Source organism: Salmonella sp. 32082101201600294FB01SM01, assembly GCF_017572865.1.
GTDB classification, from domain to species: domain Bacteria; phylum Pseudomonadota; class Gammaproteobacteria; order Enterobacterales; family Enterobacteriaceae; genus Salmonella; species Salmonella enterica.
Map to the genome: position 1 here is coordinate 11,958 of NZ_JAGESB010000004.1, position 22,050 is coordinate 34,007.

Consider the following 22,050-nt stretch of genomic DNA (forward strand, 5'->3'; position numbering starts at 1 on the left):
GGGCCCGCAGGCCCTTTAGCAACATCTTTTGCTGATTAGAACTGGTAAACCAGACCCAGCGCTACGATGTCGTCGGTGTTGATGCCCGCATCGCGGGTAAAGTCGTTTTTATCCAGCAGGTTGATTTTGTAATCAACATAGGTGGACATGTTTTTGTTGAAGTAGTAAGTCGCGCCGACATCAACGTATTTTACGATGTCCTGGTCGCCATAGCTGGCGCCGTAGCCGTTGCTGATGTCCTTACCTTTAGACTGCAGGTAAGCCACAGACGGACGCAGACCAAAGTCGAACTGGTACTGAGCAACCACTTCAAAGTTCTGCGCTTTGTTGGCAAAACCGTAAGAGTCGGACTTATTGTTGCCGTTAGAGGTACCAAAACGGGTTGCGTTATAGGTCTGAGAATACTGCGCTGCCAGATAGATGTTGTTCGCATCGTATTTCAGGCCGCCGGTGTAGACCGTAGCGCGATCGCCGTTACCATACAGGCGAGCGTCAGCGGTGTTGTTCTGATCGGCAGTACGTTTAGACGTGGTGATAGCGCCACCGACAGAGAAGCCTTCGCCGATTGCATAAGTCAGCGATCCGCCGTAACCGTCGCCGTTCTGGTTCAGCAGGCTGCGACCGTTGGTGTTTTCACCGCTCACGCTGCCGTTTTTGCCCTGATACTGTAACGCGAAGTCCAGACCATCCACCAGGCCGAAGAAGTCGGTGTTACGGTAAGTGGCATAGCCGTTACCACGTTGCTGCATAAAGTTGTCAGCGCCGTAGGTGTCGCCGCCGAACTCCGGCAGAACGTCGGTCCAGGAGGTCACGTCATAGGTTACGCCGTAGTTACGACCATAATCGAAGGAACCTGCGTCAGCGAATTTCAGACCCGCAAACGCCACACGCGTCCAGGAGTCGTTGCTGCCTTCAGTCTGGTTGCCCTGAATCTGATATTCCCACTGGCCATAACCGGTCAGCTGATCGTTAACCTGCGTTTCGCCTTTGAAGCCGATACGCATGTAGGTCTGGTCGCCGTCGCTGCCTTTGTCGTCAGAGAAGTAGTGCAGGCCATCAACTTTACCAAACAGGTCTAATTTGTTGCCGTCTTTATTATAAATTTCAGCCGCATTCGCTGCGCCTGCCACCAGCAGAGCTGGTACCAGGAGGGACAGTACTTTAACTTTCATGTTATTAACCCTCTGTTATATGCCTTTATTGCTTTTTTATGCCACTGCTTACTGGTTAACCCTCATTAACCAGTCGGCAAGTCCATTCTCCGCAAAAATACAGAATAATCCAACACGAATATGATACTAAAACTTTTAAGATGTTACAGTTATCTACATAGATGTTTCAAAATATGAATTTTACGGAACTTTTTTAAAGCAAAAATCAAGTAAAAATAAGCACAAATAGACAAAATATATCCACGAGACTTTTAAAATCAATGGGTTAAATTGATGAAATTCATAGCACTGAATGATAAAACAGAATCTTCATTCGCAACTAAAATAGTGACCGCTATCATCATTAACTTTATTTATTACCGTCATTCACTTCTGAATGTCTGTTTACCCCTATTTCAACCGGATGCTTCGCATTCGGTTTTTTTTACCCTTTTTCAGACACACCCGGCAGATTTATGCTACCTGCCTAAAACTATCACGGTTATTCACTACTCTCGCAGCTCTACCGTTCGTAAGACATTAGCAAATAATTTCTTGATATTTAGTGCTAAACATTTATAAGTAGTCTTTATATTTGTGCCGTTCTGCGAAGGTTGTACGCTTTTTCCGTCCCGCCGACGGAGCGCGTGTTAAGTTGCCCGGCATGACGTAAGAGTCTGGAAATTCATTCATTACCCTTTATACTGCCCTTCACCTTCAGCGTTGCTTTTACAGGTCGTAAACATAAATGAGTCAGTCTGACACAACGGTCTCTACCCGATTCTCCCTTCTACCGGGAAGCATTACCCGTTTCTTCTTATTGCTGATCATTGTGCTGCTGGTAACGATGGGCGTTATGGTACAGAGCGCCGTCAACGCCTGGTTGAAAGACAAAAGCTATCAAATTGTCGATATCACCCACGCTATTCATAAACGCGTGGATACCTGGCGGTATGTTACCTGGCAAATTTATGACAACATCGCCGCGACCACTACGCCATCGACAGGTGAAGGACTTCAGGAAACGCGTCTGAAGCAGGATGTGTATTATCTTGAAAAGCCGCGACGTAAAACTGAAGCGCTGATTTTCGGTTCCCATGACAGCGCCACGCTGGAAATGACGCAGCGTATGTCAACCTATCTGGATACGCTGTGGGGCGCGGAAAACGTGCCGTGGTCAATGTATTACCTCAACGGACAGGATAACAGCCTGATTCTTATCTCTACCCTACCGTTGAAAGATCTCTCTTCCGGCTTTAAAGAGTCCACTATTGGCAATATCGTCGATTCCCGCCGGGCAGAGATGTTGCAACAGGCGAATGCGCTGGATGAGCGCGAAAGTTTCTCCTCATTGCGAAAACTGGCCTGGCAAAACGGTCACTATTTTACGCTACGCACGACCTTCAATCAGCCAGGACATCTGGCGACCGTGGTGGCGTTTGATCTGCCCATTAATGATTTAATCCCGCCGGGAATGCCGCTGGACAGTTTTCGGATAGAGCCTGACGCAACCCAGACGACGGGGCGAAGCAGTGAAAAGGAAGCGCCTGATAGCGTCACGATTAGCTTTAACGGTTCAAAAATTGAGATCTCCTCAGCGCTTAACTCTACCGGAATGCGCCTGATCTGGCAGGTACCGTTCGGTACGCTTTTGCTTGATACGTTGCAAAATATTCTGCTGCCTTTACTGCTGAACATCGGGCTGCTGGCGTTGGCGTTATTTGGCTACGCTACGTTCCGTCATCAGCCGGGACGGACGACAGAATCGACATCCGGCAACGCGGCGAATAACGAGCTTCGCGTCTTACGCGCCATTAATGAAGAGATCGTTTCTCTGCTGCCGCTGGGTCTGCTGGTCTACGATCAGGAAGGAAACCGCACCGTGATCAGCAATAAAATCGCCGATCATCTGTTGCCGCATCTTAACCTGCAAAATATTACCAGCATGGCGGAACAGCATCAGGGCGTGATTCAGGCGACAATTAATAACGAACTGTATGAGATCCGTCTGTTTCGCAGCCAGATCGCCCCCCGCACGCAGATCTTTATTATCCGCGATCAGGACCGGGAAGTGCTGGTGAATAAGAAGCTTAAACAGGCGCAGCGTTTGTATGAGAAGAATCAGCAGGGCCGTGCCGCCTTTATGCAAAATATCAGCAACACGCTTAAAGAGCCCGTACGCCAACTGGCGGTTAACGCCGCGGCAGTCACCACGCCGGAAAGCCTGAAACTGGCGGATCAGGCGGATGTATTGGTACGTATGATCGATGAAATCCAACTGGCGAATATGCTGGAAAATGACGCATGGAAGAGCGAAGCAACGCTGTTCTCCCTGCAGGATCTTATTGACGAAGTCGTGCCGGAAGTGCTGCCCGCCATTAAGCGTAAAGGGCTGCAACTGCTGATTAATAACCATCTTAGCGGCAACGATGAACGCTGGGGCGATCGCGACGCCCTGCGCCGGATTTTGCTGCTGTTGATTCAGTATGCCGTCACGACGACCGCTATGGGTAAAATTACGCTTGAAGTCGAGCAGGATGAATCTATCGCGGAGCGTCTGACTTTCCGTATTCTGGATACAGGCGAAGGCGTAACGTTAAACGAGATTGATAATCTGCATTTCCCGTATATGAATGAAACGCAGGGCGACCGTTACGGCAAAGCGAATCCGCTCACCTTCTGGCTGTGCAATCAACTGGCGCGCAAACTGGGCGGTCATCTCAACATTAAAGCGCGGGAAACGCTGGGCACGCGCTATACCGTTCATGTCAAAATGCTTCCTCACGATCAGCATACCCAGGTCGAAGAGCGCCTGCTGGACGACGTGAGCGTGATGGTCGATGTGACGTCCAACGAGGTTCGCGCGATTGTGCTGCGTCAGTTAGAAAACTGGGGCGCCACCTGCATCACGCCGGATGAAAGGCAGATAAGTCAAGAATATGATCTCTTTTTAACGGATAATCCGTCTAATCTTACTGCCTCGGGCTTGCTTTTAAGCGATGATGAGTCAGGCGTGCGGAAAATTGGCCCGGGTCAGTTGCGCGTCAACTTTAATATGAGCAATGCTATGCAGGAAGCTGTACTACAACTTATCGAAGAGCAGCTGGCGCAGGAAGAGATTCCCGCCTCCCCGCTCGGCGGAGATGAAAATGCCGAGCTTCATGCCAGCGGCTACTATGCGCTATTTGTAGACACAGTACCGGATGATGTTAAGAGGTTGTATACTGAGGCGGCAACCAGCGATTTCGCTGCGCTGGCCCAAACGGCCCACCGCCTGAAAGGGGTGTTTGCCATGCTTAATCTGGTACCCGGCAAGCAGTTATGTGAAACGCTGGAACATCTGATTCGTGAGAAAGATGCTCCAGGTATAGAAAAATATATCAGCGACATTGACGCCTACGTCAAAAGCTTGCTGTAGCAAGGTAGCCCAATACATGAACAATATGAACGTAATTATTGCCGATGACCACCCGATTGTACTGTTCGGTATTCGCAAATCACTTGAACAAATCGAGTGGGTGAATGTTGTCGGCGAATTTGAAGATTCCACAGCATTGATCAACAACCTGCCGAAATTAGATGCGCATGTGTTGATCACTGACCTCTCCATGCCGGGAGATAAATACGGCGATGGGATCACCTTGATCAAGTACATCAAGCGTCATTTTCCGAGCCTGTCTATTATCGTTCTGACCATGAACAACAATCCGGCGATCCTGAGCGCCGTGTTGGATCTTGATATTGAAGGGATCGTACTCAAGCAGGGTGCGCCAACCGATCTGCCTAAGGCGCTGGCCGCGCTGCAAAAAGGCAAAAAATTCACCCCAGAAAGCGTTTCTCGTCTGCTGGAGAAAATCAGCGCAGGCGGTTACGGCGACAAGCGCCTGTCGCCAAAAGAGAGCGAAGTATTACGCCTGTTCGCCGAGGGCTTCCTGGTCACCGAAATCGCCAAGAAGCTCAACCGCAGCATTAAGACCATCAGCAGCCAGAAGAAATCGGCGATGATGAAACTGGGCGTAGAGAATGATATCGCGCTGCTCAACTATCTCTCTTCCGTCACCCTGAGTCCGACAGACAAAGAATAAATCGCTTTTATGTTACCCAGCCTGATGGCGCTACGCTTATCAGGCCTACCAGTCGACTCATCTTTTGCAGGCCGGATCAGGCGACGCCGCCATCCGGCATTTTTTATGCCCGCGTTTTACGTACCCGCTCGGCATACACCGCCAGCGTCTGTTTCAACACGTCCAGCGTCACAGGCTTCGACAAACAGCTGTCCATACCGGACTCCAGGCAACGTTGTTTCTCTTCCGCCAGCGCGTTCGCCGTCACGCCGACGACCGGCAGCGTCAGCCCAAGCTGACGAATACGCTGCGTCAGGCGGTAGCCGTCCATGTTCGGCATGTTCACATCGCTCAGAACAATATCGATAGCATTTTTACTCAGCACATTCAGAGCGTCCACGCCATCATTGGCTGTCTTACACTGATACCCCAGCGATCCCAATTGATCGGCCAGCAAGCGGCGATTGATAGGATGATCGTCAACGACCAGAATCATCATATCGTCATTTGAATCTGCGGTTTTATCCGTCGTCGGCAATGCGCTGGAAAGCGCTTCACTATCCAGCTCAATACTATAGATACGCGCCAACAGCGCGGGCAACTCATGCACCGACGCCACACTATGCACCCACTCGCCCGGCGCTCTTTCCAACGGAATCCCGATATGACGGCGGCAAAAGACGACCGCCGCCCTCCCCTGCCAGGTATGCTCCAGCGCGTCATCGACAATCAAAATATCGTCAGCAGCGGGTTCTTGCCCTTCATAACGCTGCGTATGAACGCCGCTACGCGCCAGACTGGTCTCAATAAACTGGCACAAAGAAGTATTGCGCACCGCCAGCCAACAGCAGGTTCCGGCGAGTCCTTCCACGCTCTTTTTCACAGGGTATTGCGCGCCATAAAGCGGGATGCGCAGCGTAAACTGGCTTCCCATGCCAGGCTCCGAATCGACGGAAATATCGCCGTCCATCATGCTGATCAATTTTTCGCAAATCGCCAGCCCCAGACCGGTCCCCTGAAAGTTACGCTGTACGCCGGTTCCCACCTGGAAGAAGGGATCGAACAGGCGAACCACCTCTTTTGCCGGAATACCAACCCCGGTATCCCGCACGCGAATGCTGAGATAATCCCCATCACAGCGCACATGCAGCACGATGCAGCCAATATCGGTAAACTTAATGGCGTTGCTCAACAGGTTTGAAATGACCTGCTGTAAACGCATCGGGTCGCCGTTCAGCGATACCGGCACGTCAGGCTCAATAAAACAATACAGGCCGAGCTGCTTACGCACCACCAGCGGCAGATAATTGGCGGTGATATGGTTCATCACCTCTCGCGGTGAAAATTCGCGCGGCTCAATCTTTAGCTGTTCCGACTCAATTTTCGAGAAGTCGAGAATGTCGCTGATAATTTTCAGCAACAGACTGGAGGAGTTATTCATCGCCGTGACCAGACGATCCACGCCTTTTGGCAACTCTTTGGTTTGCAGCAGATCGAGATTGCCGATGATACCGTACAGCGGTGTGCGCAATTCATGGCTGACCGTTGCAAGGAACATGGATTTAGACTGGCTTGCCTGTTCCGCCGCCTGCGCCATCTCCTGCAGCGACTCTTCCATTTTGACGCGCGTACTCACATCTACCAACACGCAAATCGCGACGTTTTCATTACGATAGCGGGAATGGACGAAGCTAATTTGCAAATTGGTATTATTGCTGGTCAATACATCAACAAAGTTGACCTGCTGGCCGCAAATGATTTGCGTCAGGCGCTGTCTGTCTTCATGCGTGAGCATGTTCAGGTAGGTGTGCGCCAGTTCGTTACTCAGAATATTGACGCCATCAATAGTGCGCAGAATACAGATCCCCACCGGCGCGGAGGCGACGATTTTACGGTTGAACTGTTCATGCTCTTCCAGACGCTGGGCATCGCTCTCCGCCGGAATAAAAATTCGCCGCTCATACATCCGCGCAAGCGTAAACAGCCCTGCGCCCACCAGCACGTTCAGCAGGATAGCGTTCAGGATAAGAATACGAATACGCTCCAGGACTAAATCTACAGGCACAGAATAGACAATACTGAGCGAGGATGGCGGCAGGCTTTTTTTGAGTACCAGTTCGCGAAAACCTGGCGTATAACCAAACCAGGAGCGCTCCTGCATCCAGCGCGGCTCCGCTTTAATAATGCCGTCAGGACCGGCCAACGAAATCAGCGAATGGCCGTTCTCATCAATAATGGTGACGCCCATCGGCAAACTGCCCGGCGTGAAAAAATTTTCCATGCGGATGGACTGCTCGACGCCCAGCAGCGCCTGCAGACGGTTGGCCAGATACACCGGCGTCAGCGCATAAAAGTAGCCCACGCCCTGACGCGCGCCCTGACTTATCCAGAAAAGGTTATTCCCACTTTCTTCCTGCGGCGCGTTGCGGTATTTCATAATCCGCTCATGTAACGCTTTTAACGCATCATCGCGCTCCACGGGCATTTCACGCAGGCCGAAATTCGCCATACAGAGGTTATCGCTGCCAATCAGGAAAACGCGGTTAAGATCATACGCTGCTGAAAAGTTGTCGCGCCAGTAACGCATAAACCAGGCCAGCGACTCCAGCGATCCGCGCCAGGCGGAGCCCATCGCCGCACAGTCTGAGTCGGCGAATAGCGGTTCAAAGTCCGGCACCACCATTTTGTCATCACGCGCACGCGACGACATAACGCCGTTTTCCGCCGTTAAACGGTTCTCGGCAATATATTTGAGCTCTTTCATCACATCCGATGTGCGCTGGATAAAACGCTGCGCCTGATCGGAGCTAAGGTTGAACTCCTGACGAATTTCAGATTCCCGCTGGTGCAGGGCATTGACGATGTAAAACACCGAAACAAAGGCGATTAAGAGCCAAATGAGTAACGCTAACGCTCTGAATAAGTAGCGCGAGACTTTCAGCGTAGTTCGAAAGGAAGCAAGGTATTTCAAAGGGGCGAAGCTCCGCCTCAGGATGTAAATAGAGTGTGACTAAGGTAGCGGTAAATGACGTAGCCCGCAACGGCAAAGAAAAAGGGCCGGATATCCGGCCCTCGCACAGCAATAACATTACTCGTCAGCGTCATCCGCAACGTCGTCATCGCTTTCCGCTTCCGGGGCGATATCCTCATCCCCTTCCGCCACGCTGCCGTCGATAGCGTCGAGTTCTTCGTCATCTACCGGTTCAGCAACGCGTTGCAGACCCACCACGTTTTCATCTTCCGCCGTGCGGATAAGGATAACGCCCTGGGTATTACGTCCCACTACGCTGATCTCGGACACACGGGTACGCACCAGAGTACCGGCATCCGTGATCATCATGATCTGGTCGCAATCGTCCACCTGTACCGCGCCAACAACGGAACCGTTGCGCTCGGTCACTTTGATAGAGATAACGCCCTGCGTCGCGCGAGACTTGGTCGGGTACTCGTCCGCTGCGGTACGCTTCCCGTAGCCGTTTTGCGTTACGGTCAGAATAGCGCCTTCGCCGCGTGGGATGATCAGAGAGACGACTTTATCGTCTCCCGCCAGCTTAATACCGCGCACACCGGTCGCGGTACGCCCCATCGCACGGACGGCGTCTTCTTTGAAGCGCACCACTTTACCCGCGGCCGAGAACAGCATGACTTCGTCAGAACCAGAAGTCAGGTCAACGCCAATCAGCTCGTCGCCGTCGTTGAGGTTCACCGCGATAATACCGGCGGAACGCGGACGGCTGAATTCGGTCAGCGCCGTTTTCTTCACGGTACCGCTGGCGGTCGCCATAAAGACGTTGACGCCCTCTTCGTACTCACGAACCGGCAGAATCGCGGTGATACGTTCGTTCGCTTCCAGCGGCAGCAGGTTGACGATCGGACGACCGCGCGCGCCACGGCTGGCTTCCGGCAACTGATAGACCTTCATCCAGTACAGACGGCCCCGGCTGGAGAAGCAGAGGATGGTGTCATGGGTGTTGGCCACCAGCAGGCGGTCGATAAAGTCTTCTTCTTTAATACGCGCGGCAGATTTACCTTTCCCACCACGACGTTGCGCTTCGTAATCCGTCAGCGGTTGATACTTGACGTAACCCTGGTGAGACAGCGTCACGACAACATCTTCCTGGCTAATCAGATCTTCGATATTAATATCGGCGCTGTTGGCGGTGATTTCGGTACGACGCTCATCGCCGAACTGATCGCGAATTAACTCCATCTCTTCGCGAATCACTTCCATCAGGCGATCGGCGCTGCCCAGAATGTGCAGCAGTTCAGCAATCTGCTCCAGCAACTCTTTGTATTCGTCGAGCAGTTTTTCATGCTCCAGGCCGGTCAGTTTCTGCAAACGCAGATCCAGAATCGCCTGCGCCTGCTGTTCAGTCAGGTAGTACTGACCGTCACGCACGCCAAATTCTGGCTCCAGCCATTCCGGACGCGCGGCGTCATCACCGGCGCGCTCCAGCATCGCAGCAACGTTACCCAGATCCCACGGACGCGAAATCAGCGCCGCTTTCGCTTCTGCCGGCGTTGGCGCGCGGCGAATCAGTTCGATAATCGGGTCGATGTTAGCTAGCGCAATCGCCAGAGCTTCAAGGATATGCGCGCGGTCACGGGCTTTACGCAGTTCAAAAATAGTCCGACGCGTCACCACTTCACGGCGGTGGCGCACGAACGCTGAAATGATGTCTTTCAGGTTCATGATCTTCGGCTGGCCGTGATGCAGCGCCACCATGTTAATACCGAAGGAAACCTGTAGCTGGGTCTGGGAGTAGAGATTATTAAGCACCACCTCGCCCACCGCATCGCGTTTTACTTCAATCACGATGCGCATACCGTCTTTGTCGGATTCGTCACGCAGCGCGCTGATGCCTTCCACGCGTTTATCTTTCACCAGCTCGGCGATTTTCTCGATCAGGCGCGCTTTGTTCACCTGATAGGGAATTTCATGGACGATGATGGTTTCACGGCCCGTTTTGGCGTCAGCTTCAACTTCCGCGCGGGCGCGGATGTACACTTTGCCACGACCGGTACGGTAGGCTTCTTCGATACCACGACGACCGTTGATGATCGCGGCGGTCGGGAAGTCCGGACCCGGAATATGTTCCATCAGCCCTTCAATGCTGATGTCTTCGTTGTCGATATACGCCAGGCAGCCGTTAATCACTTCCGTCAGGTTGTGCGGCGGGATATTCGTCGCCATACCTACTGCGATACCGGAAGAACCGTTCACCAGCAGATTCGGAATTTTGGTCGGCATGACGTCCGGAATTTTTTCCGTACCGTCATAGTTATCCACGAAATCCACCGTCTCTTTTTCGAGATCGGCCATCAGTTCGTGGGCGATTTTCGCCAGACGGATCTCCGTATAACGCATTGCCGCCGCGGAGTCGCCGTCAATAGAACCGAAGTTACCCTGACCATCCACCAGCATGTAACGCAGCGAGAATGGCTGCGCCATACGAACGATGGTGTCATACACTGCGGAATCGCCGTGGGGATGGTATTTACCGATTACGTCACCAACGACACGGGCAGATTTTTTATAGGCTTTGTTCCAGTCATTGCCCAATACGTTCATGGCGTAAAGTACGCGACGGTGTACCGGCTTCAGGCCATCTCGGACATCCGGCAGCGCACGGCCAACAATGACCGACATCGCATAATCCAGATAGGAGCTCTTCAGCTCTTCCTCAATGTTGACCGGTGTAATTTCTCTCGCAAGGTCGCTCATCTAACCGCTATCCCTCTACTGTATCCCGGATTCAAAGGTCGCAAATTATAACACATTCGCCCACGTACTGGTAAACGGAATGCAGCCAGACAATGCTTTATTCGGGTGCCGCATGCTCTCTTCATTTATAAGCGTGGTCTCGGCGTTTATTGGCGATCGGCTTCAGAGGCGACACAGGGGAGATCGGGGCCTGGCCAGGAAGAGGTTAGAAAATCAATACCTCCCGTGTATACCCGTCATACTTCAAGTTTCATGTGCGTTGGCAGCGAGTTACTCGGCCCATCCCTGGGCCTCGCCCCGTCGGGGTTAGCGCAAGCGCTGTTCAAGACGGTTAACCATTTTATCCTGCAACTCGAATTATTTAGGGAATATGCCGGGAGGCATAAACAATAATCAGTATCACCAGATGCTATTTAATCACATAGGCCAGATATTCTTTCACTACCTCATCGTTTAATTCCTGACCCAATCCGGGCTGTTCCGGCGCGACATAATAGCCATTTTCCGGCTGATAATCGTGGGTACAAAGTTCCCGAATAGATGCTTTCATCGCATTGGTATGATGCTCATGAATAATAAAGTTGGGAATTGCTGTTTCCATATGCAGCGCGGCTACCGTGGAAACAGGACCGCCGCAAACATGCACCTGTACAGTGGTGTCATAAATATTAGCATAGTCACAGATTTTCTTTCCTTCGGTAATTCCGCCGCAGAGACACAAATCAGGTTGAGCTACGGCAATAGACTGCTTCTCCAGTAATTCCCTGTATCCCCATCTTGTGTAGGAACGCTCACCAGTGGCGATTGGAATCGTTGTTGAACGGGAAACTTTCTGCATATTATCAGAATTTAATGGATGAATCGGTTCTTCATAAAGAAAGATACGATACTTTTCTATCGCCTTCGCAAATTGAATAGCTGAGTTTGTACCGAGAAGAGAATGGATTTCCACGATAATATCAGCATCATCCCCCATTGCTTCACGCATAGCGGCAATTCGCGCTTCCCCCATTTTTAATTGATCGGCCAGTAACAATCCTGAATAGTTACGATTTTTATTCTGAAAAACACAGTCATCGCCATTACGATCGATTTCGAGTGGATCCACTTTAATCGCATCATATCCATCGTCAAGAGCCGCACGCGCCGCCTCAGCATATTCATCAGGTGTCACTAATATCTGGCGTTTATCCCCCCAACCAAATTGTAACTGACTAGCATAGGTTCTTAACTTTTCATTAGTTTTCCCGCCAAGGAGCTGATAAACAGGTACACCTAAATATTTACCTTTGATATCCCAAAGAGCAATATCAATAGCGCTCATTCCGGCATAAAAAACGTTCCCGCCTCCCATCCCCCAAAAAGTCTTTCTGAAAAAGAACTCCCAAATTTTTTCGATATTTAATGGATCTTCACCCACAATCAATGGCGCCAGATCTCTGATGATCCCTACGCCAGCTTTAGCGCCTGCGCCATAGGCCAGCCCTACTTCGCCAATACCACTTAATCCTGAGTCGGTATTCACCCGAATAAGTACTGGATTATAGGAGGACATCGTTTGATCTCTTTTTTTTAATTCACAGTCAAAAACTTCAATAGACGTAATTTTCATAATTTCTCCATTTATCAGGTTCGTGATACAACATTTGTTTGTTGGCTTTTTTCTTTTTTCACATCAATTTTCATTAACGCCAGAACGGCTACCGCAGCGAAGCAAAGTATTGCCTCTACAATAAATATTCCTGTCGCACCATAATGAGTAGAAACGAATCCCAGTGATTTATTAATCAGGAATCCGCCAAGACTTGAACATGAGTTAATAAACGCAATGCTGACAGCCAACCCTGACGGCGACAATAATGCAGAAGGCAGCGCCCAGTAAGGTCCGTAATAGCTGAGGATCCCAACACCATAGAACGTTAGCCCCAGCATTCTCAGCGACATTGAGGGGACAAGAGCAATCATCAGAAAACCACAGCCTGCCAGAAACATGGGTAATGCAGCATGCCATTTTCGTTCATTCTTTTTATCGGAATGCCAGCCCCACCAGGGCATGCTGAACATAGCGAAAATAAACGGAATACTCATGATTAAACCAACGTCAGTATCCGTAAAATCAGCTGAAAATCCCTTCACCAACCCCGGCAACCAATAGTTTGCCGCCAGAGCAGCCGCCTGAATCAACATGTAGGCGAAAGAAAGCTGAAGCAAAACTGGATTTTTGATTACGGAAAGAAAGGATGAGTTGGTATTTTTATTTAATGCAGCTGCGGTTTCATTGTCAGTGCGTAATTTATTAACTAAGGCCGATATCTGCTGTGGCGTAAGCCATTTAGCCTTTTCTGGACTGTCAGGCAGTAAATAAAATGTCAGGATGCCAAGGAATACGGTAGGGATACCTTCAATAGCAAAAAGCCAGCGCCAGCCTTCATAATCCGGGGTATTCAAATGCTCGATGATCCAACCAGACATCGGCGCAGCCAATACCGATGCAACAGCAATAGATAACATGAAGAAACTATTGACTTTTCCGCGTTCACGAGCCGGGAACCAGCATGCAAGATAATAAACCATGCCCGGGAAAAAGCCAGCTTCAAATACCCCCAAAAAAATGCGAGCCAGCAAAATATGTTGAGTATCTTTAGCAAAAAAAATCAGCCCAGTTACCGCTCCCCAGCCGATAATAATGGAACTAATCCATTTTCTTGCACCAAGCTTTTGCAAGCCAATGCTACTCGGAATTTGAAAGATTAAATATGATATGAAGAATATAGAAGAAATATTAGCGAAATCCTCAGGCGTAATACCGAGAGATTCATTCATGCGTAATGCAGCAAACCCAATATTGACACGATCCATATAGTTAAAAAAGTAAAGAATAAAGGCCAAAGGAATGATTTTCCTTTTTACAATACGAATTGCATCGTATAAATTTTCTTGTGGACTACTCATTTTGCATCACCTTTTATGATTCAATGAATAAGGGTATTGACCGGAATCGATGTTACGTAAAAAACAATACAATTCAAAAGCTAATGTGTCATATCTGATATATCAGCAAGCAAACTTAATGAAATATACAATAACAACAATAAAGTATGTAAATTTTCTTATATCTGATATATTAGATCCGTTAATTTTGAATAAATTAATTACAATGGAGCCGGGTTTAACCATGGAGGAGAAGAAAATGAAAAATAGATTAAAGCGTGACTTTAGTCACATATCAATTGAAATACCCAAATCCATCACCCAGGTGATTAAAGAGAAAATAAGGGAGATGATTATCCATGGCGATTTCGATCTTGGGCAAGCGATCAGTGAAAATGAACTATCAAATATTCTGATGGTAAGTAAAACACCAATTCGTGAAGCTTTTATTTGGCTGAGCTATAATGAAAACCTGGTCAACATCATTCCCCGCAGTGGGACATTTGTTTTTTCTGTCACCGACGAGGATATCAATGATCTCATCAAAATGAGGGTTATCCTTGAACAGGGCGCAATTCGTGAAGCGATGGAGAAAAATGCTAACAATGTCATAGTCGAATTAAGCAATATTTTATCGAAGTCAGCAAAAATTAATGCAGAGCGAGATACGCAAGCTTACCTCAAACTGGATCATGATTTTCATTATGTTTTTGTGAAATATGCCGATAATAAATACATTTCGCAAGCACACCTGTTGATCTCAGCACGTTTATTGGCAATTCGCTACAGACTGGATTTTACCGCTGAATATATCACCAGCTCTAACCGGGGACATGCCACTATTTTGGATATGTTAAAAAACAACAACGTCGAGGGCGTCTGTAATTTTATCACGCACCACATCGGTAGCGGTTTTACAGAACGCGCAAGAAAACTTCTTGCGCTGAAAGCGTAATAAAGACGGCAGTAGATATAACGCAGCGACTTTGCACCTGCTATACTGCCCCGATAGATCAATAGCGGAATCTCATGTACTCATGAACACTGAAAAACCGTCGGTAGCTCACAACGTTGACCATAATGAAATCGCCAAATTCGAAGCCGTCGCGTCGCGCTGGTGGGATCTGGAGGGCGAATTCAAGCCATTGCATCGCATCAACCCCCTACGCCTTGGCTACATTACTGAGCGCTCAGGCGGCCTGTTTGGCAAAAAGGTACTCGACGTCGGCTGTGGCGGCGGCATTCTGGCGGAAAGTATGGCACGCGAAGGCGCAACCGTCACCGGGCTGGATATGGGCTTTGAGCCTTTGCAGGTCGCCAAACTGCATGCGCTGGAAAGCGGCATCGAGGTAGAGTACGTGCAGGAGACGGTTGAGGAACATGCGGCAAAACACGCCCAGCAATACGACGTCGTCACCTGTATGGAAATGCTGGAGCACGTTCCCGATCCGCAATCGGTCGTCCACGCCTGCGCCCAACTGGTTAAACCCGGCGGTGAGGTGTTCTTCTCAACGTTGAACCGCAATGGGAAATCCTGGCTGATGGCGGTCGTCGGCGCTGAGTATATTCTGCGCATGGTGCCAAAAGGCACGCACGACGTGAAGAAATTCATTAAGCCTGCTGAACTGTTAAGCTGGGTAGATGAAACCGTCCTGAAAGAGCAACATATCACCGGGCTGCACTACAACCCGATAACCAATACTTTCAAACTCGGTCCCGGAGTAGACGTTAACTACATGTTGCATACCCGCGCTAAAAAAGCCTGACATCAAAGAATTTTCCTATAAGGGTTGCGTTAGATCATCGGGCGCAACCTTTCTCTTCGATGAAGAAATCAGCATTCGATCAAATTTTGATTTTTTTTTATGAATTGTTGACATCCTCTCCAGGCCTTATCAGACGCGCATTTAGCGATTCTTACGCTTTTACAACCGCAATTTAACGCCAAAATCAACTCTTGTACTCAAAAGAATCCCTACTAGAATACTCACCATATAGCGTTTCACTTATCGATCACCCCCTATATATAGTATTTATCCACAGAGTTAGTCACAACGTGACGTTGTGGATAAGCGGGGGGATATTTTTCTTTCACGGACAGGTAAACAGGTAGAAAACCACATGAATCAGAGTCTGCTGGTGACAAAGCGTGACGGCCGTACTGAGCGCATCAATCTCGACAAAATTCATCGCGTGCTTGATTGGGCGGCAGAAGGACTGAATAACGTATCGGTTTCTCAGGTCGAGCTACGCTCGCATATTCAGTTTTATGATGGGATTAAGACCTCCGATATCCATGAAACTATCATTAAGGCCGCCGCAGACCTGATCTCTCGCGATGCGCCGGATTATCAATACCTGGCTGCGCGTCTGGCGATTTTCCACCTGCGTAAGAAAGCCTTCGGCCAGTTTGAGCCGCCCGCACTTTACCACCATGTGGTAAAAATGGTTGAGCTTGGCAAATACGACAATCATCTGCTGGAAGACTACACGGAAGAAGAGTTCAAGCAGATGGATTCGTTTATCGTTCACGATCGCGATATGACCTTCTCCTACGCTGCCGTTAAGCAGCTGGAAGGGAAATATCTGGTGCAAAACCGCGTGACCGGCGAAATCTATGAAAGCGCGCAGTTCCTCTACATTCTGGTAGCGGCCTGCCTGTTCTCGAACTATCCGCGTGAAACGCGTCTTGACTATGTAAAACGTTTTTACGATGCGGTCTCTACGTTCAAAATCTCGCTGCCGACGCCAATTATGTCCGGCGTGCGTACCCCAACCCGTCAGTTCAGCTCTTGCGTACTGATCGAGTGTGGCGACAGTCTGGATTCCATCAACGCCACCTCCAGCGCTATCGTGAAATACGTTTCTCAGCGCGCCGGTATCGGTATCAACGCGGGACGCATTCGCGCGCTGGGCAGCCCGATTCGCGGCGGCGAAGCGTTCCACACCGGCTGCATCCCGTTCTACAAGCACTTCCAGACGGCGGTGAAATCCTGCTCGCAGGGCGGCGTGCGCGGCGGCGCGGCGACACTGTTCTATCCGATGTGGCATCTGGAAGTGGAAAGCTTGCTGGTGCTGAAAAACAACCGCGGCGTGGAAGGTAACCGCGTACGTCACATGGACTACGGCGTACAGATCAACAAGCTGATGTACACCCGCCTGCTGAAGGGCGGCGACATTACGTTGTTCAGTCCGTCCGATGTACCCGGGCTATACGATGCGTTCTTCGCCGACCAGGACGAATTCGAACGCCTGTACGTGAAATATGAAAACGACGACAGCATCCGCAAACAGCGTGTGAAAGCGGTCGAACTGTTCTCGCTGATGATGCAGGAACGCGCCTCTACCGGTCGTATCTATATCCAGAACGTTGACCACTGCAATACTCACAGTCCGTTCGATCCGGTTGTCGCCCCGGTACGCCAGTCTAACCTGTGTCTGGAGATTGCCCTGCCGACCAAACCGCTGCACGATGTCAACGATGAAAACGGCGAAATTGCGTTGTGTACGCTGTCTGCATTCAACCTGGGCGCCATTAAAACTCTGGACGAGCTGGAAGAACTGGCTATTCTGGCAGTACGCGCTTTGGATGCTCTGCTCGATTATCAGGATTACCCGATTCCGGCTGCCAAACGCGGCGCAATGGGCCGTCGTACGCTGGGCATTGGCGTGATTAACTTCGCCTACTGGCTGGCGAAAAACGGTAAACGTTATTCCGACGGCAGCGCCAATAATCTGACGCATAAAACCTTCGAAGCCATTCAATACTATCTGCTTAAAGCGTCCAACGAACTGGCGAAAGAGCAAGGCGCCTGCCCATGGTTCAACGAAACCACCTATGCAAAAGGCATTTTGCCGATCGACACCTACAAAAAAGATCTGGATGCGATCGTCAACGAACCGCTGCACTACGACTGGGAACAGCTGCGTGAGTCGATCAAAACCCACGGTCTGCGTAACTCCACGCTATCGGCGCTAATGCCGTCGGAAACGTCGTCCCAGATCTCCAACGCCACTAACGGTATCGAACCACCGCGCGGCTACGTCAGCATCAAGGCCTCGAAAGACGGTATTTTGCGTCAGGTCGTGCCGGATTATGAGCATCTGAAAGACGCTTACGAACTGTTGTGGGAGATGCCGAACAACGACGGTTATCTGCAACTGGTGGGTATCATGCAGAAGTTTATCGATCAGTCGATTTCCGCCAATACTAACTACGATCCGTCACGTTTCCCGTCAGGAAAAGTGCCGATGCAGCAACTGCTGAAAGATTTGCTCACCGCGTATAAGTTTGGCGTGAAAACTCTGTACTATCAAAATACCCGCGACGGCGCGGAAGATGCGCAGGACGATTTGGCGCCTTCTATTCAGGACGATGGCTGCGAAAGCGGCGCTTGTAAGATCTGATGAATAGTGCCGGGTAGCGCTATGCTTACCCGGCCTACGATTGTACGGTTTGTAGGCCGGATAAGGCGCTTGCGCCGCCATCCGGCGCTCATCCCATAAAGGATTCACTTCAATGGCATACACCACTTTTTCACAGACGAAAAACGATCAGCTCAAGGAACCCATGTTCTTTGGCCAGCCGGTCAACGTTGCACGCTATGACCAGCAGAAATATGACATCTTCGAAAAACTGATCGAAAAACAGCTCTCTTTCTTCTGGCGTCCGGAAGAGGTCGACGTCTCCCGCGATCGTATCGATTATCAGGCGTTGCCGGAGCACGAAAAACATATCTTCATCAGCAACCTCAAATACCAGACGCTGCTGGATTCCATTCAGGGACGTAGCCCGAACGTCGCCCTGCTGCCGCTCATTTCCATCCCGGAGCTGGAGACGTGGGTAGAGACCTGGGCGTTTTCTGAGACGATTCACTCACGATCCTACACCCACATTATTCGTAACATCGTCAACGATCCGGCGGTCGTGTTTGACGATATCGTGACCAATGAGCAAATTCAGAAGCGCGCCGAAGGGATCTCCGCCTACTACGACGAACTTATTGAGATGACCAGTTACTGGCATCTGCTCGGTGAAGGCACCCATACCGTTAATGGCAAAACGGTTGTCGTAAATCTGCGTGAGCTGAAGAAAAAACTGTATCTGTGCCTGATGAGTGTGAACGCGCTGGAAGCCATCCGCTTCTACGTCAGCTTCGCCTGCTCTTTCGCATTTGCCGAGCGTGAACTGATGGAAGGCAACGCCAAAATTATCCGTCTGATCGCCCGTGACGAAGCTCTGCATCTGACCGGCACGCAACATATGCTGAACCTGTTGCGTAGCGGCGTGGACGACCCGGAGATGGCGGAAATCGCCGAAGAGTGTAAACAGGAATGTTATGACCTGTTCGTGCAGGCGGCGCAGCAGGAAAAAGAGTGGGCGGACTATCTGTTCCGCGACGGTTCGATGATCGGCCTGAATAAAGATATCCTGTGTCAATACGTTGAATATATTACTAATATTCGTATGCAGGCGGTAGGGCTGGATCTGCCGTTCCAGACCCGCTCCAACCCAATCCCGTGGATCAATACCTGGCTGGTGTCCGATAACGTTCAGGTCGCGCCACAGGAAGTGGAAGTTAGCTCTTATCTGGTCGGACAAATCGATTCGGAAGTCGATACCGACGATCTGAGTAATTTCCAGCTCTGATGGGACGCGTCACGCTGCGTATCACTGGCACACAGCTGCTGTGCCAGGATGAACACCCTTCTCTGCTGGCCGCGCTGGAATCACATAACGTTGAGGTGGAGTATCAGTGCCGCGAAGGATATTGCGGCTCCTGTCGTACCCGGCTGGTTGCCGGTCAGGTTGACTGGATTACGGAACCTTTAGCGTTTATCCAGCCGGGAGAGATTTTGCCCTGCTGCTGCAGGGCAAAAGGCGATATCGAAATCGAGATGTAACTCAGTGCAACTCGCTGGTGGAAACCAAAGGCATCACGCCACGTTTTTTCATCTGCACGGCATACAGTGCGCCAGCGAGTACCACCAGCACCGCGCCAGCGACATAAATCATACGATAGCCAACCGACTCAACCATCATTCCCATGATAAAGGCGCCAATCGCCATTCCGGCGTCCATCGCGTTAAAGAACAGTGAATTCGCCACGCCGATTTTATGCGGTTCAACCGAGCTGATAATTTGCGTCTGGAAAACCGGCGTGACCGAACCGTAGCCGATACCGATTAGACCGCCGGAAATAATCATCATGATGCTGCCATTGGTGTAGCCCAGCGCCACCAGACCGATGGTAAAAGCCAACAGGCATGGGAAAACAACATATTTCGGCCCTTTTTTATCACAAATATTCCCGGTGAAGGTACGGCATATCATCAGGAAAATCGCGTAGCACAGCAGGAAATTACTGGCCGCCGCCATTAAATCCAGCTCACGCGCATACAGCGCCAGGAAAGCCGACACGCCGGCATAGGAGAAAGTCATAAAAAAGGTGACCAGCGCAAAAGGCAAGGCGGCGCGGTCAAACATCGCGGCAAAACCCAGATTCGGTTTCGAACCATCGGCATGACGAATTACCGGAGGGACCGTCACAATCAGGGAAAGCACAATCCCTAACGCCGCTACAGCGGAACAAAGCCAGAATGCGGCAGTGAACGCGTTCCAGCGGGCCATATTCAAACCGATCCACGGTCCTACGACCATCGCCAGGCCCATCGCTAAAGAGAAAAAGCTGATGCCCTCTCCACGTCGGGAGGCCGGAATTAACCGCGCTGAAATAGTTCCTTTTACCGTGGTAATAATACCAAACGTAATCCCATGAAGTACGCGGATAAAGAGCAGCGACTCGATAGAATGGCAAACCGGATACAGCGCGGTAATCACCAAAAAAGCCAGAGAAGAGAGCACCAGAATCTTTTTATTCGAATATTTTCCCACCCACTGTCCGGCAAATGGCCGAATAACAATTGCCGCGGCCAAGAAACATGTCACTAACAGCCCGGCCTTATCTGCAGAAGCATGCAGGCGGTCAGCGATATAAATGGGTAATAAAGTTAGCAGTACATAAAAAACAAAAAAGATAATAAAACTGACTATGGTGATTGCCCAAAAATCCTTCGTCCATAATTTTTCTTTCATTCTTAACGACCCGTTCAGATGGCGCACGCAGGCAACGCTCAGCTCAACTGAACACCTATCAGGTGCGTCAAATGTGATGTATTCGATAGAATCACAGTATAAACAAGTGCACTCTATTAGAAAAATTAATCGTTTTAATTATATTGATTAGGTTTTACTAATGACGCTAACCCAAATCCACGCCCTGCTTGCCGTACTGGAGTACGGCGGATTTACCGAAGCCAGCAAACGGCTATACATGACACAATCCGCCGTCAGCCAGGCCATCTCCGCGCTTGAGGAGGAGCTCGGCGTTGACATATTGATTCGTGAGCGTCGTAAAGAGATTGAGCTTACCGCCGCCGGTAGCCGCATCGTCAGGCATTTACGCGCGATCCAGCGCGACGTCAACGCGGTAAAAGAGATTGCCGAACAAGAAAAAAAGAACCCGGCCCGTACGCTACGGATTGGCTGTTTTCCCAGCGCCTGCGCCTGCATTTTACCCGGCGTCATTCGCTATTTTGAAAGCCATCATCCAAATGTAAAAATTATCCCCTATGAAGAGAACAGTACGGCTATTATTGATTCGCTGCAGGACGGAAGTATTGATGCCGGTTTCGTTCCTTTTCCGGTCAACGGTATGTATTGCGTCCCCATTTACCGGGATAAATTCACCGTAGTGGTGCCTGAAAATCATCCCCTGGCGACCAACAGTACAGTAACGGTTGAAGAACTGATGGACGAACCCCTTATTGTCAGTAAAGGTCGTTATGAATTAAGCATTATGGCGTTGTTTAAAGAAAAGGGTATTGAGCCGATATTTAAATATGAATTTAACCATCCCGATACTGCGCTGAATTTTATTCGCCAGGGATTAGGTATCGCCTTATTGCCAGAATTAACCTTAAAAGCCACGACAGGAAAATTATGCTCCGTGGCGCTGGAACCCACCTTTTATCGACAAATTTCCCTGTTAGCAAAAGAACCGCCGGTAGAAGGAAGTCCGCTATTTTTATTACAAAAATGTATGGAAACACTGACCGATGAGGGGTTGCTATAAAACAACCCCGCCTGATGGCATTGCGTTTACCAGACTTACGCTGG

14 protein-coding genes are annotated in these 22,050 nt (G+C 50.0%); 8 read left to right on the top strand and 6 right to left on the bottom strand.

What is annotated here, in order from left to right; genetic code table 11:
- Window positions 1-35 precede the first annotated feature (35 nt).
- The gene (locus tag J4645_RS16565) at window positions 36-1,172 is read right to left on the bottom strand and encodes a porin OmpC (RefSeq protein ID WP_000865520.1); all 1,137 of its coding nucleotides are present in this window, start codon (window positions 1,170-1,172) and stop codon (window positions 36-38) included.
- A gap of 727 nt (window positions 1,173-1,899) precedes the next feature.
- Between J4645_RS16565 and rcsD the strand changes: the two genes are divergently transcribed.
- Both rcsD and rcsB read left to right on the top strand, forming a co-directional pair.
- Window positions 1,900-4,569 (top strand): phosphotransferase RcsD, encoded by a 2,670-nt coding sequence (rcsD, locus tag J4645_RS16570; RefSeq protein WP_023376936.1) that lies wholly within the window; start codon window positions 1,900-1,902, stop codon window positions 4,567-4,569.
- Window positions 4,570-4,585: 16 nt separating this feature from the next.
- Window positions 4,586-5,236, top strand: a complete 651-nt coding sequence (rcsB, locus tag J4645_RS16575) for a response regulator transcription factor RcsB (RefSeq protein WP_001061919.1) — start codon at window positions 4,586-4,588, stop codon at window positions 5,234-5,236.
- Window positions 5,237-5,339: 103 nt separating this feature from the next.
- Here rcsB and rcsC read toward each other — a convergent pair whose 3' ends face one another.
- The 4 genes from rcsC to J4645_RS16595 all read right to left on the bottom strand — a co-directional run bounded on the left by rcsC (window position 5,340) and on the right by J4645_RS16595 (window position 13,892).
- Window positions 5,340-8,186 (bottom strand): two-component system sensor histidine kinase RcsC, encoded by a 2,847-nt coding sequence (gene rcsC, locus J4645_RS16580; protein ID WP_000876070.1) that lies wholly within the window; start codon window positions 8,184-8,186, stop codon window positions 5,340-5,342.
- A gap of 117 nt (window positions 8,187-8,303) precedes the next feature.
- Complete coding sequence (gene gyrA / locus J4645_RS16585) at window positions 8,304-10,940, bottom strand: DNA topoisomerase (ATP-hydrolyzing) subunit A (protein WP_001281271.1); 2,637 nt, start codon at window positions 10,938-10,940, stop codon at window positions 8,304-8,306.
- A gap of 409 nt (window positions 10,941-11,349) precedes the next feature.
- Complete coding sequence (locus tag J4645_RS16590) at window positions 11,350-12,552, bottom strand: mandelate racemase/muconate lactonizing enzyme family protein (protein ID WP_000705581.1); 1,203 nt, start codon at window positions 12,550-12,552, stop codon at window positions 11,350-11,352.
- Between the two features lie 14 nt (window positions 12,553-12,566).
- Window positions 12,567-13,892, bottom strand: coding sequence for an MFS transporter (locus tag J4645_RS16595; protein ID WP_000098081.1), 1,326 nt, complete (start codon window positions 13,890-13,892; stop codon window positions 12,567-12,569).
- 49 nt (window positions 13,893-13,941) lie between these two features.
- Here J4645_RS16595 and J4645_RS16600 point away from each other — a divergent pair, with 49 nt between their 5' ends.
- From J4645_RS16600 to yfaE, 5 genes are all read left to right on the top strand, one after another.
- Window positions 13,942-14,826: a GntR family transcriptional regulator gene (locus tag J4645_RS16600; protein WP_000944714.1), complete on the top strand. Its 885-nt coding sequence runs from the start codon at window positions 13,942-13,944 to the stop codon at window positions 14,824-14,826.
- Between the two features lie 82 nt (window positions 14,827-14,908).
- Entirely contained in the window at window positions 14,909-15,637 is a 729-nt protein-coding gene (gene ubiG, locus J4645_RS16605; RefSeq protein ID WP_001091009.1) for a bifunctional 2-polyprenyl-6-hydroxyphenol methylase/3-demethylubiquinol 3-O-methyltransferase UbiG, read from the top strand.
- Between the two features lie 355 nt (window positions 15,638-15,992).
- A complete protein-coding gene (gene nrdA, locus J4645_RS16610) occupies window positions 15,993-18,278 on the top strand; it encodes a class 1a ribonucleoside-diphosphate reductase subunit alpha (protein ID WP_001076491.1) in 2,286 nt (761 codons plus the stop codon).
- Window positions 18,279-18,390: 112 nt separating this feature from the next.
- Window positions 18,391-19,521: a class Ia ribonucleoside-diphosphate reductase subunit beta gene (gene nrdB / locus J4645_RS16615; protein ID WP_000332026.1), complete on the top strand. Its 1,131-nt coding sequence runs from the start codon at window positions 18,391-18,393 to the stop codon at window positions 19,519-19,521.
- Complete coding sequence (gene yfaE / locus J4645_RS16620) at window positions 19,521-19,775, top strand: ferredoxin-like diferric-tyrosyl radical cofactor maintenance protein YfaE (protein WP_000533921.1); 255 nt, start codon at window positions 19,521-19,523, stop codon at window positions 19,773-19,775. The genes nrdB and yfaE overlap by 1 nt, the downstream gene beginning before the upstream one ends.
- 1 nt (window position 19,776) lies before the next feature.
- On the opposite strand, the gene J4645_RS16625 is transcribed toward yfaE, so the two are convergent.
- The gene (locus J4645_RS16625) at window positions 19,777-20,967 is read right to left on the bottom strand and encodes an MFS transporter (RefSeq protein WP_023214986.1); all 1,191 of its coding nucleotides are present in this window, start codon (window positions 20,965-20,967) and stop codon (window positions 19,777-19,779) included.
- Between the two features lie 160 nt (window positions 20,968-21,127).
- On the opposite strand from J4645_RS16625, the gene J4645_RS16630 reads away from it, so the two are divergent.
- A complete protein-coding gene (locus tag J4645_RS16630; protein ID WP_000176721.1) occupies window positions 21,128-22,006 on the top strand; it encodes a LysR substrate-binding domain-containing protein in 879 nt (292 codons plus the stop codon).
- Window positions 22,007-22,050 lie beyond the last annotated feature (44 nt).

Coding starts and splice junctions, on each gene's coding strand:
- nrdB (WP_000332026.1), top strand. CDS start 18,391: ATGGCATACACCACTTTTTCACAGACGAAAAACGATCAGCTCAAGGAA.
- J4645_RS16565 (WP_000865520.1), bottom strand. CDS start 1,172: ATGAAAGTTAAAGTACTGTCCCTCCTGGTACCAGCTCTGCTGGTGGCA.
- rcsD (WP_023376936.1), top strand. CDS start 1,900: ATGAGTCAGTCTGACACAACGGTCTCTACCCGATTCTCCCTTCTACCG.
- J4645_RS16630 (WP_000176721.1), top strand. CDS start 21,128: ATGACGCTAACCCAAATCCACGCCCTGCTTGCCGTACTGGAGTACGGC.
- rcsB (WP_001061919.1), top strand. CDS start 4,586: ATGAACAATATGAACGTAATTATTGCCGATGACCACCCGATTGTACTG.
- nrdA (WP_001076491.1), top strand. CDS start 15,993: ATGAATCAGAGTCTGCTGGTGACAAAGCGTGACGGCCGTACTGAGCGC.
- ubiG (WP_001091009.1), top strand. CDS start 14,909: ATGAACACTGAAAAACCGTCGGTAGCTCACAACGTTGACCATAATGAA.
- J4645_RS16590 (WP_000705581.1), bottom strand. CDS start 12,552: ATGAAAATTACGTCTATTGAAGTTTTTGACTGTGAATTAAAAAAAAGA.
- J4645_RS16625 (WP_023214986.1), bottom strand. CDS start 20,967: ATGAAAGAAAAATTATGGACGAAGGATTTTTGGGCAATCACCATAGTC.
- yfaE (WP_000533921.1), top strand. CDS start 19,521: ATGGGACGCGTCACGCTGCGTATCACTGGCACACAGCTGCTGTGCCAG.
- gyrA (WP_001281271.1), bottom strand. CDS start 10,940: ATGAGCGACCTTGCGAGAGAAATTACACCGGTCAACATTGAGGAAGAG.
- J4645_RS16600 (WP_000944714.1), top strand. CDS start 13,942: ATGTTACGTAAAAAACAATACAATTCAAAAGCTAATGTGTCATATCTG.
- J4645_RS16595 (WP_000098081.1), bottom strand. CDS start 13,892: ATGAGTAGTCCACAAGAAAATTTATACGATGCAATTCGTATTGTAAAA.